This is a genomic window from Alistipes sp. AF48-12, from assembly GCF_003477565.1.
Lineage (GTDB): Bacteria > Bacteroidota > Bacteroidia > Bacteroidales > Rikenellaceae > Alistipes_A > Alistipes_A hominis.
Map to the genome: position 1 here is coordinate 56,463 of NZ_QUDJ01000008.1, position 18,724 is coordinate 75,186.

Here is an 18,724-nt window from a genome sequence, read left to right on the forward strand (position 1 = left end):
AATAACCGGAAAACTATTGACTTAACGATTAACGCGACTCTATGAATAAACCTCGACCTTGGCTGTATTGGGCGGTATTGTCGGTTTTGTGTCTGCTGGGCGTGTCCTGCTGTAAACAACAGCAAAAGGACCCGTTTCGGTACAAGGTCGCGATCATCGGCAACCCGTCGAATCCCGACATCCGGTACGACGAGTCCCAGATGCAGGCCCTCAAGGATTTGGGGTATAATACGTTGCAGTTGAACATTGCCTGGGGAGCCCGTCCGGCCGACGAACCGCTGAATCTGGAGGATATCCTTTATGTCGACGGAATCGGCAGCCGGAAAAAAGCCGATCAGCGTTTGCAGACTATCAAAGAACGGGCTCGGATCGCCAAAAAATGGGGATTCCGGACGTTGTTCCATTTCGGCGCCCCGAGAGTCGATTCGCTGTATAAGATCCTGACGCCGGATCTGATCGACATCGCCACCGAAAAAAACAGCATTCAGAAAAAAGAGATCGTCGACAAATACGTTTCGTTGTTGAAAAGGCTGAAGCAAGAGGTTCCCGAGTTGGACGATATCGAAGTTTATACGTTCGATCAAGACGCATGGGTCGCCAACGAGTTCGGAAACGGCCCGACCGACCGGGATATCCCGTTGCACGAACGTATTCCCGCCTTTCTACAAGCTTTGACCGGAGCCTGGGCCGAAGTGAGTCCGGACGGGATGGTCTGGTGGGAACCGTGGGAAATTTCCGCGGGACAGATCTATGCCTGCATTCCGTCGCTTCCGACTCGGAACTTCGGGATGTTTCTGCATTCCAACATAGCGGAAGTACAACTGAGCCGGCCGGTGGATGTCTGGTTTAAAAATACGGTGCAGCTTTGCGCCGAACGCGGCATTCCGGTAGTCGGTGAAATTTTTATGGCCAGCGCTAACGAGGAGTTGCAGCCGCTGACGCATATCGCCGCGCCGCGTCTGGTCGCCGAAGAGTTGGATGCCGTGGGAAATGTCCCGAATATCCAGGGCGTAAAAGAGTATTTCGGACTTACTCCCGACCGTTACGATCCGAATCAGTTGATGGCCGGGATCAAACTGCATGACCTGGCTGTGCCGAACGAACAGGCGTTGGCGGAGTTGGCCGAGCCGTTCGGAACGGCTGCCGCGGATGTGCTTTCCGCTTGGGAAGCCAGCGCGACGGGACTTGCCGTGTTCCCGTGGGACGCTACATGGCGTTTCCGGTTGTTGACCGAGAATCCGGCCGGGATCGAAGTGTACCATCGCTGGGACATCGCCCATATCGAAGGGGCCGTAGCTCCTTCTCCGAGTTGGAAATCGACGCGCCGGAGTTTGTTTATGACCACCGAGAGCGAATCGCTCGACCCGTGGTTCTTCGAAGATATCGAACTGCGCTGTGCGACGAGTTCCGAAAAATTGCTGGCGGCGGCCGATCTTTACCGGAAAGCGCAACAGCAGGTGAACGACGAACCTTACGCCGCTTATTTGGCGGAAAATGTAAAGGATATCGAAGTGCTCGAACAGATGATTACTGCTATCCGGTGCTACTGCCGCGAAGCGAATCTGGCTCACCTGATGCGCAAGCATGTCGTCGAAGGGAATCCTATTCCGCAGGCTTTGATTGATCGTTTCGAGGCGATTATGCAGGTGGATATCGCCAATCAGGCGAAAGGGTTCGCCGAAAACCGGTCGGGCAATACGCCGGCCGCGGAAATGCTCGAACTTTTCCGGAAAGACCCGGCCGGATGGGTTACGGCTAACTTACATTACCGATAACGAAAACGAAAACGAATACTAAAAATTACAAATTTAAATGTTCATTAATCAGTTTTAATTATGAAAAAGTTAACTTACATTGCACAGTTGTCGGCGGTTGCGCTGCTGCTGGTACAGATGAGTAGCTGTGATAGTATGCCCGATCCGAGTCCGATCTCGGATAAGTATGCCCGTCCGGAAGAGGTGGTCGAAACGGGGATACCTGTCGTTACCGATGGCGGGGCGGTAATCTACTCTCCTACGAACGACAATTTCCGTTATGCGGCTTCGATGATCGCAAATTCGGACGGTACGATGAGCGCATGGTATTCCACTCCAGGGGGACTGAACGGAAGCATGCCGGCGCGTACGAAACTGAATGGCAGCGGCGACGGCGGCGGCGCTAAAGGTTGGCATGGCGAAGGGGGCAACGGAGCGATTTACTATATGTTCGATCAGTCGTTTTACGGTTGGGCGGTACACTGCCCGAACTGGGACAATCCGAATTCGTCGATGCGTTTCTCTCTTTACAACTGGGATACGAATTACCAGACGACCCTGGCCGGTACGCCGATCGCAACCTACGAATTCGTGCATTACGACCAGGCCGGCGAAGCCGGTTGCTGGAACTCAACGCCGATAACGGAGGTTATACCGAAGCGACCGGAAATCTTAAATTCCCGATGGGAGCTTATCTGCTGTATATGGAGAGAACCGAAGGTACTCCGGGCGCCTGGGGCGGAGCCACGGCTAATGGCATGATCTGCTGGGTGAACGGAAGCGAAACGTCCGGTGTTCAGGGGCATGAAAACTCTGTTCAGTATACGGCTCCCGGCGACGTCGGATATTCGTCTCAGATTCGTTATTACAGCGCACCTACCGCTTCGATCAATGCCGTATGGTCTGAAGACGAAGTGATTGCGGTAGCTCCGACCAAGGATAAAGCGGATAAATACTATGCCAAGGATCCGTCGGTCGTGAAAGTCGGGAATTACTATTACATGGCCTATACCGGATCGACTACGTTGGACGAAGGTCTGGATAACAACGTGTTTGTTGCCCGGAGTGCGACGATCAACGGAAAAAACTGGGAAAAATGGAACGGTTCGTCATGGGGAGGAGATCCTGCGCCTGCGGTCGATGCCGAGCTTTCGGCAACCGAAACGTTCTTCGGAGCCGGAGAACCGAGCCTGGTCGTGAAGGGAGATCAGATCTATCTGTACTACACGTACAGCGACAATGAACAGGGAATTTACAACGTTCGGCTGATGACGGCTGCCGCCAGCGATCCGAACTGGCCGGCATCCATGACCGATCAGGGCGAAGTGATCGACCGCACGGCTTTCAAAGGTCTGAACGTTGATGGTTGCAGCGTAAGATATATCGAAGATCAGGATTGTTTTCAAGCCGTACACGGCGTGAATATCGCGGATGTGAACAGTTATTCGGTCGTATGGGTTTCGAAAGACGGCGTCTCCGGATGGGAACAGAAAGGCCTGCTTTCGAACAACATTCGCGTACGCGCCAAATATGCCCGTTTCATCTGCAACGAGCAGAGCCATATTACGTCGACGACTCCCCGCCTGATGATTTATCAGAACGGCGGACAGTATTCCAAGACGGCATGGCCGACCAGATGGTGCCTTATTCTTTCGTGGAATAAAACCTGACGGTATTATAGCGGGGGGCAATTAATGGAGTGCACCGGTTGCTCCCCGTTTTTCAAAGGAAATTTGAATTTTTAACAAATAACTGTTTTATTATAATACCTAAAAACTATGAGAAAATTGTTCTATTTGATAGCTTGTCTATCACTTACCGGTCTCTTGGGTGCATGCAACGATGACAAGGAGAATGGTGACGGCGGCGAGCTTTCTTTCAAGTTTCCTCTGACTGAGTACGAATCAGCGAAAATCGGAGGGAAGAAAGTAATCGGTTTTTCGACCGTGGGAGATTGGACTGCTGAAGTGAAATACAAAGTGGCTCCTGCAACCGAGGACGACGAATGGCTGGAGATTTCTCCGAAAAGCGGGAATGCGGGCCATTGGTTCCTGACGCTCAACCTTAACGAGAATCCGGATTACGACGACCGCGAAGCCGAGGTAGTTATCACTTCGGGAGGAGAAACCAAAACGTTGAAAGTTACCCAGCTTTCTACGTCGGCGATGTTCTTGCCGCAAACCACTTATAATGTGGGCGAAAGCGGCGGACCGGTGGCTCTTACCGTACAGACGAACCGCCCGTTCAGCGTTGAGGCGGACGACGCTTGCAAGGATTGGATCATTGTGCCGGATTCCAAAGCGGTGATGAAAGATTCGGTCTTTACCGTAACGGTTCTGTCCAATCCTGCGTTGGATGCCCGTACGGGGTATGTGTATGTGACGGAAATCGTTGCCGATGAGAAGGAAGAGACCTTAACTCGCCGGATCGAAATCGTACAGAGAGGCGATTTCGGTTATTTCATCATGCGTGGATCGAGCTCGGATCTGACGGCTCCGAGTGTCGTGCAGACGGGCGAAAATGCATTCAATGCATTCTACCTGTTTAAGCAATACAGCGCTAACAGGGAAGAAATGCATGTGTGGAACGGAGATGCTCAAGGCCCTATTGATTTGTCTGCAAATGGAGAATTCGGGGTACGTTTCGTAGCTGCCGGACCATTTACCGACATGCAGGTGTCTTGTTGTACTTGGTCGCAACAGCATGGAGACGGAGTAATGACCGCTTCTTTGTATGTTTGGGATACGGATTATGCTACTACTGTTAAACGCAACCCCGTGAATCAGAAAAAAGATCTTTCATACGGGGATAATAGTTGGCCTAGTTTGTTGAATGCGGATCAAGGTAATACTTATCCTGCAGGAGAATATCTGGTTGTAATGCAATCGACGAAGCAAAGTTCGGGAGTTTGGTCTGCTTCCGCAGGAGCTAAAGACGGTTTCCAGGGATTCTTGGCAGGCCAAGCCGTATCGTCCAATTGCCCGAAGGTACGCATCTATTATGTCAGCGGCAGTAAGACAGGTGCGGCTTACCGTGAAACTAAGGATGGCGGTGTTACCTGGAGAGATCAGAGTTATGTGTTCTCTTTGAATGAAAGTTGGCTCGAAAAATGTTCTCCGACGGATTTGCGTGTGGTAAAATGTGACGGTTACTATTATGCGGCTTTTGCGGATGGTGGCAACGTTAAGTTAGCACGTACTGCGAATATTAAAGACTCTTGGGCTAAATGGGACGGCTCTGCTTGGGGAGATGGAGATTACGCTTCCGTGGTTGCGAGCGAGGTTCCTGTATCTGTGGTTGAGAATAACGGTCAGATTTATTTGTATACCATGAAGGGGAATAAGTTGGTCGTTCGTACGGCTGCCTCCGGAGACAACTGGCCCGCTGCGTTGAGCGCAAGCGCCGATGCCTGGACATTCGACAGCAATACGGATGTGGACGTGAAGTTTGTCAATGGGCAGTTCACGGCAACCTATGTCAAGAGCAATCAAACCTGTGTACTGCTGTCGGACGACGGTACGACCTTTACCGATGGCGGAGTAGCTTATGCAAGAATGTTCGACGGTAGTAAATCCGCACGCTACGCATCGGGTGTTACCGGCGAGACGCAGTACATGTCTTATGTATGTACTCAGGATGGTACTTTAAGATTATCAGCAATGATTAATCGAAAAGTCATTTAGGTTAGTAGTTTTTTGGCGAAGCCGGATCAAATGATCCGGCTTCGCTTTTTTATTACGGTATTTTACGGTCGGTTCCGGATTTTTCGAAAGGAGCGTCAGGGATGGATCGGAATCGTTTCATCCTGTCGGATTCGGATAATCGAGGTAAAACTCCGAAAATATTTGTTATTTTTGTAATATAAATTTAATAAAATGAAAAAAAATTTAATTGCTTTTTTGATCGTGTTCGTTTCCGTCGCCTGTTGGCAATGCGGCGACAAAGGAGAAGACGATCCTGCGCCGGATCCGAAAATCGAAATTACCGGTTCCCCGGAGGTGAATTTACCGGCGGCCGGAGGGAACGGGGTTATCTCTTTTACCACCAATGTGGCATGGAGCGCGAAAGTAAACGACACGAAAGCTTCCTCCTGGTGCAGTATATCGCCCGAGTCGGGGAAAGCAGGCGATGTGAAAATAACCGTTACGGCAAAAAAAGATTATGAATTGTACGACGACTTTTCAGCGGAAGTCGTCATTACGGCGGGAACCGCGAGCGAGACCGTTACGGTGACGCGCGGACAGAAAGATGCGCTGATTCTGACGCAGGATTTTTATACGGTTCCGTCTGCCGGCGAAACGATCGACGTGGAACTTCAACAGAACGTCGATTACGAAGTGCAGATCCCCGATACCGTTCAATGGATCACCCGGGTCGGATCGAAAGGCCTGTCGACCGACGTGCTGCATCTGAAAGTCGATCCTTTCGACAAGACCGACGCCATTCGGTACGCTTTCGTCCTCGTCAAAGACAAAAACAGCGATCTGAGCGCGAAAATTACCGTAAAGCAAGGAGCGAAATATATTCCCACCATTTCCGACGGATGGGATATTTATAAGGCCGGCACTTACCGTTACGGGCCGTCGATCATGATTCATGACGACGGTTCGATCGATGCGTGGTTTGCCGCATCCGGCGGTCAGTACGGCGATTGGAATTACCTGTTCAATCAGAGCGGAACGCATGAGGCGCAAGGTATTACCGGCAATAATACGGTCGGACAGAAGTTTACCGCAAAGACTCCGTTCTGGAGTATCAGCGTAACCAGCCCGAATTGGAACGGGCAGCCCTGCGGCTTTACTTTTAATTTGTACAAGTGGAACGATGCGAGCATGAGTTACAGCCAGGTCGTTCAACAGACGCCGGTAGCGACTGCGACGTTCAAGGATTACGCGGACGGGGAAAAGATCGGGGTGACCAACGACGATAAGTTTCCGGCCGGGACTTATTTGTGGGAGCTGTCCAAAGGGCTGACCGAGCAATCGGGCGTTTGGCTGGCTACCGGAAGCGTTTCGGGCGTTACCAGTTACAAAAACGGGCAGGTCGTGAGCGGCCGGAACTGGCAGGCGCAGTACAGCGTGGACAAAACGAGCGGTTATAATTTTTGGGATCAGGCTTCTTACCAGCATTCGGACGACGGAGGCAAGACATGGACGAAGGAAGAGATGGTACTGTTGCCGACCGAATTTTCGTCCGATCATTTTTCCGTATGCGATCCGGGAGTTGCACGGTGGGGCGGTTATTACTATATCGGATATACCTCCACCGAAAATGAAGCGATGGTCGAAAACCATGTTTACGTAGCCCGCTCCAAATTCCCGAACGGGCCGTGGGAGAAATGGAACGGTTCCGGCTGGACAACCGGAACGGACGTACAACCGGTAATCCGTTACGACGGCAATCCCGTGAATTTCGGAGCCGGAGAACCGTCGATAGTCGTTCTCGACAATACGGTTTATTTCTATTATTCGTGGGACGACCAGAGCGTTACCACGCGTGTAGCGACTGCGTCGGCCGACGATCCGAACTGGCCCGGTCACCTCGTGTTCCATGGAACGGCGATGGATAAAGGCGCTATCGGCGGGGCGGATCACAGCGATGTAAAATACCGGGAGGATATCGGGAAATTCCAGGCCGTGCATACGGCGGCCCGAATGTCTGCCAATAGTTACATCGTGCTGTGGCAGTCCGACGACGGGATCAAGTTTGAGAAGATCGCCGAAATCAGGGAAGGATTGCAGCCGGGCGCGCATAACTGCGGTTGGAGCGGAGACGAGCAGGGGCACATAAAACTCGGTGTTCAGCAATATATCAGTTATGCCTATACGCTCGATTTTGGTCCGGAGTCATGGGGTAAATGGAATACCCGCTGGGCGAAACTGAACTGGTAAGCCGTAGGAAAGAATCGTATCCGTTTGTCCGGAGACTTCGTTTGGGAGTCTCCGGACTTTTTATGTAAAAATGCATTTCGTTTTTTGCAAAAATATTTTTTTTAGTTATCTTTGCATCGAATAATGCTGTATTCGTCTAACGGTTAGGACGGTAGATTCTCAGTCTACAAATAAGGGTTCGATTCCCTTATACAGTACGAAATTTCTTTCGCCATTCGTTGAAAATAGTCGTTAGGACAATTCCTTTTTATAGTATTTTAGTCTAAAATACTTATTTTTCGTTTATATTATTATATTTGTAAAGCTTGTAGTCGTATAGCTCTGGTTTTTTCGTACTAAGTCGAAGAAAGGTTTGGTACTGATTGTGACTCTGGTAGTTCTACCTGTACTCCGAGTTGGCCTTGCTAATTTGATTATCAGTGGATTAAATGTGATAAACGGAGAAGCGTCTAGTCGCTTCTGTCTTGTATTGTGATTATGAAGAAACTGATCGTAATTGTCTTTTGCTGCTTTTTTCTTTGTTGCCGGGATTCGGCAGACAAGGAAAACGGTACGGCGGAAAATTTGACAACGGTAACGATTGTACCGCAGGAACCTTTTCCGGTCGCCAAATTCATCGAGGATATCCGCGTTTTGCCGTTGGAGTCGGATGGAAAACATCTGATCGGGGCGGTGGATAACTTATTGTTTACGCGGGAGCGGATTGTCGTGTCGGATCAGAGGCTTTCGAAATGCGTTTATATATTCGATTATGACGGAAAAATCAAGGCGGTTATCGACAGGCAGGGCCGTGGGCCGGGAGAGTATATTTCACCGTCTTACACGACCTTGACTCCGGATTCGAGCCGGATAGCCATCTATGATAATTTTGGGAGTAAAGTATTGTTTTTCGATCTGGAAGGCAGATTCCTGGAACATAAAGAGGTAAGTTTCTGGTTTAACAAGTTTGAATATATAGATAAGGATCATGTCGTTTGTACTACTTACGGAGCGGATGATCCGGGGCTTAAAAAAGCGGATATGCAGGGGAATCTTATGATTTTTACCGACGGCGATTTCCGGATCGAGACGGGAGGCCTGCGAAATATGTATGGGGAGCGTCCGAATTTTCCGTTTCTTCCTGAATTGAAGAAGATAAACGGAGACGTTTTTTTAACGCCGGCTTTCAGCGATACGGTTTACAAAGTCGGTACCGGTTCGCTTGAACCGTATTATCACGTGGATATATCGGCCATAGGCGGAGTTACCCATATGGATGCGGGAATAAGTCGGGATGAGTATGAGGATCTGATAGATCATAATAATTTTTTTTCCGGAAGATTTCTGGAGAACGACTCGTTCGCTTTGTTTATATTCACGGAGAACCGGGAGATCAAGGAGCGTATTTTCGACAAACGGACACAAAAAGTATATTCTTTGACGCGGGACGGCAAAGTCAATAATCCGTTTAGGATCAGTTGGTTCGATGTGGATCTGTTGCAGAGTAAAAGTATTTGCGATAACCGGTTTGTCGCTGTCGTACCGGCGTATTATCTGTTAATGGGATATTCGAATTGTGCGGATGACTATCCTCAGTTGGCAGGTTTGAAGGAAGAAAGTAATCCAGTATTGGTGTTTTACAAACTTAAGGATCCGGATAAGACGGACTAATGGTTTTGATTATGTTATATATGATTAAATTTTAAATGATTAAAATTATGAAAAAAAATTATCTTTTATTAGCTGTTACTGCGATTATGATGTCTGTCGGGGCGTATTCGTTGGTCGATACGAAAGAAGCATCTGTTCTTATGTCTTTGAAAGAAGTCGAAGCTTTGGCAGATCAAGAATCGGACGGCGGGGAAGGTCGTTATAGTCCGTATTATATCTCTGTGGATTGTTGTACGAAATGGGAATTCGATTATACGGATTCGCAAGGAGCTAGTCATTATCGTTGTGTCAGCTGGATTCAAAAGACTTCGGTTGTGTGCGTAGCCGGAAATGAGTCTTGTACTGCATATTCTCCTTGTTAGATTGAGCTAAGGTTAAGACAATTCTTTCTTTGGGTACGAAACCGAACATTCGTCAATTTTTTGTTTTGAAAAAAATATATCTTATAGCGGCCGGTTTAGCCGTCGTTTTTCTTATTGTAACGAACCTCATTCTTGTTAAACGCGTTTCGGATGCGGAAACAGCGGTCGAATTGAGGGATTCGATTATTCGGGAGGCAGGTTCACGATCTTCTTCTCTGGAAGTGAAATACCTTAAAAGTTGTTTCAGTGGCTTGCTTTTGAATGAAGACATAAAAGCGTTTAATGCAGAATTGGTAGCGGCGGATCAGAGAAAGTATACGTTGGATCAGGCGCTGGGAAAAGGGCCTGTGCTTATATTGAGATACAGTGAACTGAACTGCGCGGATTGTGTGGTTTTTGCATTACGGAAAATTGCGGAAATTGCGGAAAGATATAAAGTGACTCCTGTCATTATTTCGGAATATTCTGATATGCATTCATTTAAAGATGCAGTTGCCAATTTTGGCAGAGATCGTTTTCTTTTCTACAATGTTGAAAAATTTTCCGATGTCGACCGGAAGGGGGTTCCTTATTATTGCTTATTGATGCCGGATCGTACGGTACATGCTGTCTTCATTCCCGATAAGTTACATCCGCAAATCACGGACTTTTATTTCGAGAACGTTGTGAAACGTTTTTTTAGTAATACGGATAATGATTGAGAGGCCGCGTTAATCAAAATCATGGGGCTTATTGAATCTCCGAAAGTTATTCTTTGTTTTCGGTGATGAATCGGCACAACTGTTCGCGGGCCCGGTGTATCTGGGTTTTGACCGTTCCCATCGGGAGCGAGAGTTTTGCGGCGATCTCTTCGTAAGAGAATTCACGGAAGAAACGGAGTTCGATCAATTCGCGGTAGCGCGGCGACATTTTCGCCAGCAATCCTTCCAACTGAACCTGGCTCTGGTGCGTGATCAGGTGCTCCTCGGGGGTCGGGCCTCCGAGGGAGCCGGATACGCCGATCCCTTCGCCGACATAGTCGATCGACACCGTATCGTCGCGCCGGCGCCGCGTGTAGTCGATGAACGTATTCCGTGCGATCGTATAGACCCATTGGCCGAACGTGAAACGGCTGCTGTAACGCTGCAGATTCAGGTATACTTTGACGAACGTCTCCTGCAGTAGGTCGTTGGTGTCGTCCACGTTACCCCCGGTGCGCTGCATGTAGAGTTGGTAGATCGAGTCGCGGTAACGGTTGAACAGGTGTTCGAAAGCGGTCGAATCCCCGTCCTGCACCCGCCCGATCAGTTCCTGATCGGTGGCAATTATGTAATCTTCTATCGCCATATCGCTTTGTTAGGCCGTATCCGGCGGCTCAACGTCATCAAAAAGCCGCCCAGCGGGGCCCAGAAATCATACAGGATGTAAGTTCCCCCAAATTTTTTTTCGCCGAGCCGCCGTCCGATCCGGCGCATTTTCAGTTCGACGATCAGCAGCCTCAGCAGAGCGGGCAGCAATGGAACCGCGATCCATCGGACAGGCAGCAACGCCGCCGCTGCCGCCGTTGTCGCGAAAAACAGGAACCGACTGGAGAGTTCGTTGCGGACTGCCCTTCGGGCCTTTGCCGGATAGTAACGAAAAGCGTGCCCGAAATATTTGCTGACGCCGTACCACCAGCCGAGGCCTCCGTACTGGATCTGGCGTACGGTCGCATTCGGATTCATCACGACGCTGACGTTGTCCGTGCGGACGATTTTCTGGATAAACAGGTCGTCGACGCCGATATTCATATTCAAGTGGTTGAACCCCCTGCTGTCGAAATAGAGGCTTTTCGTGTAACCGATGTTGTGCTCGGTGCCGCGGAAGGTTTTCCCCCGCGTCGCGGCGGACAGGTAGCGCACCGAGGTCATCAGGCGACTGCAACGCATCCACCGGTTGGCCATGCCCTTTTTGGGTTCGATGCCGCAGTAACCGATGACCACGTCCCCGCAAATAAATCCTTTGGCCATCAGCGACAGCCATTTCTCGGAAACGGGGTAACTGTCCTGCGTCGTGAATACCAGGTGCTCGTAACGCGCCGCTTTGATCCCGACCGTCAGGGCCAGCTTGATGCTGTGCTCGTGATGGCTCTGCTGCCGGATGCAGGTTACGTGCAGGTTCGGCACGACAAGGCTTTTTTCCCGCAGGATCTCCCCGATCTCGTCGTCGTAGCTGCAATCGACCAGGACGACTTCGAATTCGTCGTATTGCTGTCCCAGCAACAATGGCAAGGTATGCTCGATGAAGTAGAAGGAGTTGCCGCGTACCACGACCACGACCGAAACCGGCGGCGAGGGAATGTCCTGACGGATGCCCCGGTTGTTGCGGAACCGCGGCAGCCGGCCGTAGCGCCCCAGGTAGTAATGCAGTTGGATGAAGAAAAAAACGAGCGCGGCCCCTATCAGTCCCACGACCCAGTAAGGATGGACGATACCCTTTGCCGTCAGGTCGTTATACAGGAGATCCAAGTATTCCACGATGCGATCGGTTTAAACGTATTTCGTTGATTTTGTTCTGGTTGCCAGAACGTCGTTTGTCGGACGGTTTTCACTCGGCGGTCGTCGCCGGCCCGGAAAACGGTTTACAAATGTACGGGATTTTGGGGGAATACCCAAACGGTTTCCCGATCCGCGAAAAAATATTTACCTTTGCCCTTCATGAATTTTGAACTCGTACATACCGATCCGCACAGTGCGGCGCGCGCGGGGTGATCACGACCGGTCACGGGACGATCGAAACGCCGATTTTTATGCCCGTAGGAACGGTCGGAAGCGTCAAGGGCGTTTTCCACCGCGACTTGCAGCAGGAGGTGGGCGCGCAGATCATTTTGGGGAATACCTATCACCTGTACCTGCGGCCGGGCACCGAAATCCTCGAACGGGCCGGCGGCCTGCACCGTTTCTGCGGGTGGGAACGGCCGATACTGACCGATAGCGGCGGTTTTCAGGTTTTTTCGCTGGCCGAGTGCCGCAAAATCACCGAGGAAGGGTGCCGTTTCAGTTCGCACATCGACGGGTCGAAACACCTGTTTACGCCGGAGAGCGTGATGGACGTGCAACGGAGTATCGGGGCCGATATCATGATGGCGTTCGATGAATGTCCTCCCGGGGACGCTCCGTACGATTATGCGGCCAAATCGCTGAATCTGACCTGCCGGTGGCTCGAACGTTGTTTCGAGCGGTATGCCGCGACGCGGCCGAAGTACGGTTACCGCCAGTCGCTTTTTCCGATCGTGCAGGGATGTACCTATCCGGATCTGCGGACGCGTTCCGCCGAATTCGTGCAGCAGTTCGACGCCGACGGGTATGCGATCGGGGGACTGGCCGTCGGCGAGCCTGCGCCGGTAATGTACGAAATGATCGAACTGGTGAACGGAATCCTGCCGATCGACCGGCCGCGTTACCTGATGGGAGTCGGAACGCCGGTAAACCTGCTCGAAGCGATCGAGCGCGGCGTGGATATGTTCGATTGCGTGATGCCGACGCGCAACGGACGCAACGGGATGCTGTTTACCAGCGAGGGGATCATCAATATCCGCAACCAGAAGTGGCGCGACGATTTTTCGCCGATCGATCCGGCGGGCAACTGCTTCGCCGATACGGCGTACACGAAGGCTTACCTGCGCCACCTGACCGTCGCCGGCGAAATGCTGGCCGCGCAGATCGCGAGCCTGCACAACCTCGCCTTCTACCTGTGGCTGGTGAACGAAGCGCGCCGGCGCATCCTCGACGGAACTTTTTCGGCGTGGAAACCCGGAATGGTCGTTAAACTGTCGCAGCGATTGTAAATTTAGGCGGGAACCGGCCCCGAAATACCGGATTTTCGTTAACTTTGACCGCAGTTTGAAACGCATAGCAACAGCGCACGAATCACGAATATGAAATTCCCCGGAATCAAAATCATAGACCGTTACATCATCCGCAAGTTCCTGGGGACCTATTTTTTCGCCATTGCGCTGATCATCGTCGTGGTCGTGATCTTCGACGCGGCCGAAAAGATCGACGACTTCATCGAACTGAAGGCCCCGCTGTCGAAAATCGTCCTTCAGTATTATCTGAATTTCATACCGTTCTTTATCAATCAGTTCAGTGGGCTGTTCACGTTTATCGCGGTTATTTTCTTCACGTCGAAATTGGCTTATCAGACCGAGATCATCGCGATCTTGTCGGCCGGGATCAGTTTCCGGCGGCTGATGTGGCCTTATATCCTCAGCGCCGGGGCGATCACGCTGCTGAGCCTGGTGCTGAACCTGGTGGTGATTCCCGCGGCGAACGGCGAGCGACTGAAGTTCGAATTGAACTACATCAAGAATATCAAGGGGGCGAAGTACGATCCGCATATTTACCGGCAGATCGAGCCGGGCACGTTCGCTTATATCCGAGACTATACCGAGCAGACCCGGACTGCGGCGTTCTTCGTGCTCGAAACTTACGAGAACGGGACGATCGTATCTTCGCTCGAGGCTGCGAATGCGAAGTTCGATCCCGAAACGGGACGTTGGAGCGCTCCGAAAAGCGTCTACCGGAAATTTGAGGACGACAAGGAGATTTTTAATAACACGCAGGCGCTCGATACGCTTATAAACCTGAATACAAGCGAACTGGGGCGTGTGGAAGAACTGGTCAAGACAATGGATATCGTAACGCTCGGCCATTTTATCCAGCAGCAAAGGGCCAAGGGGTCGGATATGATCGCCCGCTTCGAGGTGGAACGGCACAACCGGTTCGCCTTTCCGGCCTCGACATTTATCCTGACGATCATCGGCGTGTCGCTGTCGTCGCGCAAAGTGCGCGGAGGAACCGGGCTTCACATCGGCATCGGCATCGTGCTGGCGTTCTCGTTCATCTTGTTCAGCAAGTTCGGCGAAGAGTTTGCTAAGGGCGGATTGCTGCCGCCCGGAATCGCCGTCTGGATCCCGAACATCATCTATTCGTTCATCGCATTCTACCTTTACAAGAAGGCTCCGAAATAGCGGACTATCCCGAACGGGGGTATTGAGAAACGAAAGCCTCCGGCACGTATCTGTGCCGGAGGCTTTCGTTTCGGGACTTTTCGTCGATATTATTCGGCCGCCGGATCCGGCAGCCGGTCGATCTCGTCGAACGTGAACCGGCGGATTTCGCAGTCGCCGATGCCGCGCAGTAAAACGAAGCTGACCGAGTCGGCCTCTTTTTTCTTGTCGTGCTTCAACGCTTTGACGAGCCGTTTGAAGTCGATCTCCGTACGAATCGGCAGGCCCATCCGTTCGAATACCCGCCGCACGCGGTCGGCTTCGTCCTGCGTCGCGGTTCCCAAGTGGGCCGACAAGCGGGCGATCATGACCGTGCCGATCGCGACCGCTTCGCCGTGCAGGAATTCGTTGCCGCACTTTTCGATGGCGTGGGCAAACGTATGTCCGAGGTTCAGCTTGCGTCGTTCACCGCTTTCGCGTTCGTCGCGTTCGACGACGTCGGCTTTGACGCGGATGGCCCGCGTGATGGCTTCGTTCAGCAGCGATTGGTCGTTGCGGAATGCGTCGATCGGATGGTTTTCGAACAGTTCGAACAGGCCCCGGTCGGCGATCAGGCCCGCTTTGATGATCTCGGCCAGCCCGGCCCGGAACTCGCGGTCGGGCAGCGTTTGCAGCATCGACAGGTCGCACAGTACGAAATCGGGCTGATTGAACGTGCCGACCATATTTTTGTATCCTTCGTAGTTGACTCCGTTTTTGCCCCCGACGCTGGCGTCCACCTGGGCCAGCAGCGTCGTAGCGACGAATCCGAACCGTAGTCCGCGCATGTAGGTCGACGCGACGAACCCGGTGATATCGGTAACGATGCCGCCGCCGATGCCGACGATGAACGTCGTCCGGTCGGCTCCCCGTTCGAGCAATTCGGCGTAGAGTTTGTTGACCGTCGTCATGGTCTTAATCGTTTCCCCCAGGCCGATCAGACAATAGTCGTACCGGTTGATGATCTCCTTGTAACGGCGGTGTACATTCCCGTCGGTGATGATAATAACCCGTTTGCCTTCGGGCAGGTAATTGTCGAGCGAGTTGATCACGTCGCCTACGACCACCTGCGAAGGCTTCCCTTCCCTGCGTTTAACCTCGATCACTTGTTTCATGTTCTGTGGATTTGTCCTGCGCCGCCCCGGCGTTTTCCGCCTGCGGCATATCTCGGAATTATAATACAAAGATAAATTTTATTTCGTACCTTTGCTCCCGACAAAAATCCATTCTATGCAAAATTTACGCAATATTGCGATTATTGCCCACGTCGACCACGGCAAAACCACGCTCGTCGATAAAATGATCCTGCAGGGCAACCTTTTCCGTGACAATGAAAAAACCGGCGAACTGATCCTCGATAATAACGACCTCGAACGCGAGCGGGGGATTACGATCCTGTCGAAGAACGTGTCGGTGAATTATAAGGGAATAAAAATCAACATTATCGATACCCCGGGCCACTCGGATTTCGGCGGCGAGGTGGAGCGGGTGCTGAACATGGCCGACGGCGTGCTGCTGCTGGTGGACGCTTTCGAAGGGACGATGCCGCAGACGCGCTTCGTGTTGCAGAAGGCGCTGTCGCTCGGTAAAAAGCCGATCGTCGTGGTTAATAAGGTGGACAAGCCGAACTGCCGTCCCGAAGAGGTGTACGAGCAGGTGTTCGACCTGATGTTCACGCTGAACGCGACCGAAGATCAGCTCGATTTCGTGACGATCTACGGTAGTGCGAAACAGGGTTGGATGTCGCACGTATGGAAAGAACGCACCGGGGACATCACCCCGTTGCTCGATGCGATTATCGACAACATTCCGGCGCCGCAGCAAAAGGAGGGTACGCCGCAGTTACTGATCACGTCGCTGGAGTATTCGCCTTACGTCGGCCGGATCGCCGTCGGCAAGTTGACGCGCGGGACGCTGAAGTCGGGGATGCCGATCACGCTGGCCAAACGCGACGGTAAAACGATGGTCAAGACCCGAATCAAGGATCTGATGGTATTCGACGGATTGAGCAAAACCAAAGTCGAGCGGGTCGAATGCGGCGAGATTTGCGCGCTGGTCGGCATCGAAGGGTTCGAGATCGGCGATACGATCTGCGATTTCGAAAATCCGGAGCCGCTGGAACCGATCGCAATCGACGAACCGACGATGAGCATGTTGTTTACGATCAACGACTCGCCGTTCTTCGGCAAGGAGGGAAAATACGTGACGTCGCGCCACATCAAGGAGCGTCTCGACCGCGAACTCGAAAAGAACCTGGCGTTGCGCGTGGTGCCGGGCGCTTCGTCCGATAGTTTTATCGTGTACGGGCGCGGCGTGCTGCACCTGTCGGTGCTGATCGAAACGATGCGCCGCGAAGGATACGAATTGCAGGTCGGTCAGCCGAAAGTGATTATCAAGGAGATCGACGGGAAAAAGTGCGAACCGGTCGAAGAACTGACGATCGACATTCCGGAAGCGTATTCGGGCAAGGCGATCGAGCTGGTAACCAAACGCAAAGGGACGCTGCTCGACATGACTTCGATTTACGACCGCCAGCGGATCGTATTCGAAATTCCGTCGCGCGGAATCATCGGGCTGCGCAGCAACCTGCTGACCGCTACGGCCGGCGAAGCCGTCATGTCGCATCGGCTGAAAGGGTTCGAACCGTATAAAGGGGATATGGAGATGCGCCAAAACGGTTCGCTGATCGCGATGGAGACCGGTACGGCTTATGCCTATGCGATCAACAAGCTACAGGATCGCGGCACGTTTTTCGTATCGCCGCAGGACGAGATTTACGCCGGACAGGTAGTGGGCGAAAGCACGCGTCAGGAAGATATCGTAATCAACCTGACCAAGTCGAAAAAACTGACCAATATGCGCGCCAGCGGTTCGGACGACAAGGTGTCGATCGCGCCGCCGGTGATCTTCTCGCTGGAGGAAGCGCTCGAATACATCAAAGAAGACGAATATGTCGAAGTGACGCCGAAGTCGATCCGGCTGCGCAAGATTGTCCTGAACGAGACCGAACGCAAACGTCAGGCGAAATAAACGGTCGAAAACAAGATAACGAAAAGGCGGATCGACGATCCGCCTTTTCGTATTTTCGGGAAAGGTTTATCCGAAATAGAGCAGCATGGTGCCAGCCAGTACGACGGCGAGAATCGCCGCTTTCACCTTGATCTGCCGTTCGTGGAACAGGATCGCTCCGACGACGAACGTGAATACGACGCCCGACCGGCGGATCGGCGAGAGTACCGACAGCAGCGCCTCGGGATCGCTCAACGCATAGAAGTACAAAAAATCCGATACGGTCAGCAGGAATCCGGTCAGAAAGATCGTCCACCGCCACTGCAACGGCGTGGTTTGTTTTCGTTTCGGATACCACATCAGCAGCACGATCACGATCATCATCAGCGACTGGTAGTAACAGGTGTAGGCCTGTATGGCCAGCCGGTCGTAACGGACGATCAGGAATTTGTCCCACAGCGCACTCGCCGCGCCCAGCAACGTCGAGGCGATCAGGAAATAGACCCACAGCATTTTTCGGCGCGGCGGTTCGCGGTCGTCCCGGCCGTCGCGTTTGTCGAGGTTCGACAAAACGACCAGCGCCGTCAGCACGACGATCACGCCGGCCCACTGGCTGAAATTGAGCCGCTCGCCGAAAATCAGGATCGCCCCGAGTACGACGAAAACCGGGCGGCTCGCCTTGACCGACGACGAGATCGTCAGCGGCAGGTGCTTGGTCGCAAAGAAACCGAATATCCACGATCCGAGTACGATTGCCGCTTTCAGCAGAATCCCCCAGTGCGCGTCGGCGGATACGGGGGGAATGTAGAAGGCGGTGTCCAACAGCGTATCCGGTGAGAAAACGCTCACCAATTGCAACGGCAGGAACAGGGCGGCGCTCAGCAGAATGCTGAGCGCCAGCACCGGAATAACGGCGTTGTCTTTCAGCGCGCTTTTCTTCGCCACCTCGTCGAGACCGAGAAAAAGCGATGAAAAAAATGCCAGTGTCAGCCACATAACCGTTTCGTTTGAATTTTTATGCGGCAAAGATAGCTATTCCGTTCGAAAACG

General features: G+C 52.2%; 15 protein-coding genes, 1 tRNA gene and 1 pseudogene. 13 read left to right on the forward strand and 4 right to left on the reverse strand.

Translation table 11 applies throughout. From position 1 onward, the window contains the following. Positions 1–41 precede the first annotated feature (41 nt). The 9 genes from DW082_RS06570 to DW082_RS06605 all read left to right on the forward strand — a co-directional run bounded on the left by DW082_RS06570 (position 42) and on the right by DW082_RS06605 (position 10,358). Complete coding sequence (locus DW082_RS06570) at positions 42–1,775, forward strand: hypothetical protein (RefSeq protein WP_118457904.1); 1,734 nt, start codon at positions 42–44, stop codon at positions 1,773–1,775. A gap of 60 nt (positions 1,776–1,835) precedes the next feature. Next, positions 1,836–2,516: a hypothetical protein gene (locus DW082_RS06575; protein ID WP_147386981.1), complete on the forward strand. Its 681-nt coding sequence runs from the start codon at positions 1,836–1,838 to the stop codon at positions 2,514–2,516. After that, positions 2,438–3,424, forward strand: coding sequence for an arabinan endo-1,5-alpha-L-arabinosidase (locus DW082_RS06580; RefSeq protein WP_147386982.1), 987 nt, complete (start codon positions 2,438–2,440; stop codon positions 3,422–3,424). The genes DW082_RS06575 and DW082_RS06580 overlap by 79 nt, the downstream gene beginning before the upstream one ends. Before the next feature lie 108 nt (positions 3,425–3,532). Continuing rightward, entirely contained in the window at positions 3,533–5,437 is a 1,905-nt protein-coding gene (locus DW082_RS06585; protein ID WP_118457907.1) for a BACON domain-containing protein, read from the forward strand. A 192-nt stretch (positions 5,438–5,629) separates the two neighbouring features. After that, a complete protein-coding gene (locus DW082_RS06590; protein WP_118457908.1) occupies positions 5,630–7,645 on the forward strand; it encodes a BACON domain-containing protein in 2,016 nt (671 codons plus the stop codon). Between the two features lie 125 nt (positions 7,646–7,770). Then, positions 7,771–7,842 (forward strand) — tRNA-Glu (locus DW082_RS06595). Between the two features lie 280 nt (positions 7,843–8,122). Next, complete coding sequence (locus tag DW082_RS06600) at positions 8,123–9,295, forward strand: 6-bladed beta-propeller (protein WP_118457909.1); 1,173 nt, start codon at positions 8,123–8,125, stop codon at positions 9,293–9,295. Between the two features lie 47 nt (positions 9,296–9,342). Further along, positions 9,343–9,657 carry an NVEALA domain-containing protein gene (locus DW082_RS14295; RefSeq protein WP_147386983.1) on the forward strand — a complete coding sequence of 105 codons (315 nt, stop codon included), beginning with the start codon at positions 9,343–9,345 and terminating at the stop codon, positions 9,655–9,657. Between the two features lie 29 nt (positions 9,658–9,686). Further along, the gene (locus tag DW082_RS06605) at positions 9,687–10,358 is read left to right on the forward strand and encodes a hypothetical protein (protein WP_147386984.1); all 672 of its coding nucleotides are present in this window, start codon (positions 9,687–9,689) and stop codon (positions 10,356–10,358) included. A gap of 46 nt (positions 10,359–10,404) precedes the next feature. Here DW082_RS06605 and DW082_RS06610 read toward each other — a convergent pair whose 3' ends face one another. Together DW082_RS06610 and DW082_RS06615 are read right to left on the reverse strand one after the other, a co-directional pair. Next, on the reverse strand, positions 10,405–10,983 hold the full coding sequence (locus DW082_RS06610; protein ID WP_055203143.1) for an RNA polymerase sigma factor: 579 nt from the start codon (positions 10,981–10,983) through the stop codon (positions 10,405–10,407). Continuing rightward, a complete protein-coding gene (locus DW082_RS06615; protein WP_118457912.1) occupies positions 10,974–12,152 on the reverse strand; it encodes a glycosyltransferase in 1,179 nt (392 codons plus the stop codon). Before DW082_RS06615 ends, DW082_RS06610 begins: the two co-directional genes overlap by 10 nt. A 26-nt stretch (positions 12,153–12,178) precedes the next feature. On the opposite strand from DW082_RS06615, the gene DW082_RS14500 reads away from it, so the two are divergent. From DW082_RS14500 to DW082_RS06625, 3 genes and pseudogenes are all read left to right on the forward strand, one after another. Continuing rightward, complete coding sequence (locus DW082_RS14500) at positions 12,179–12,343, forward strand: hypothetical protein (protein WP_182424112.1); 165 nt, start codon at positions 12,179–12,181, stop codon at positions 12,341–12,343. After that, a pseudogene (gene tgt / locus DW082_RS06620) lies at positions 12,333–13,462 on the forward strand (tRNA guanosine(34) transglycosylase Tgt). The gene DW082_RS14500 and the pseudogene tgt overlap by 11 nt, the downstream one beginning before the upstream one ends. Before the next feature lie 90 nt (positions 13,463–13,552). After that, the gene (locus tag DW082_RS06625) at positions 13,553–14,647 is read left to right on the forward strand and encodes an LptF/LptG family permease (protein WP_055203148.1); all 1,095 of its coding nucleotides are present in this window, start codon (positions 13,553–13,555) and stop codon (positions 14,645–14,647) included. 89 nt (positions 14,648–14,736) lie between these two features. Here DW082_RS06625 and aroB read toward each other — a convergent pair whose 3' ends face one another. Next, positions 14,737–15,780 (reverse strand): 3-dehydroquinate synthase, encoded by a 1,044-nt coding sequence (gene aroB / locus DW082_RS06630; protein WP_055203149.1) that lies wholly within the window; start codon positions 15,778–15,780, stop codon positions 14,737–14,739. 115 nt (positions 15,781–15,895) lie between these two features. Between aroB and typA the strand changes: the two genes are divergently transcribed. After that, positions 15,896–17,695 (forward strand): translational GTPase TypA, encoded by a 1,800-nt coding sequence (typA, locus tag DW082_RS06635; protein WP_101573542.1) that lies wholly within the window; start codon positions 15,896–15,898, stop codon positions 17,693–17,695. 66 nt (positions 17,696–17,761) lie between these two features. Here typA and DW082_RS06640 read toward each other — a convergent pair whose 3' ends face one another. Then, positions 17,762–18,670: an EamA family transporter gene (locus tag DW082_RS06640; RefSeq protein ID WP_118457914.1), complete on the reverse strand. Its 909-nt coding sequence runs from the start codon at positions 18,668–18,670 to the stop codon at positions 17,762–17,764. Between the last annotated feature and the right edge of the window lie 54 nt (positions 18,671–18,724).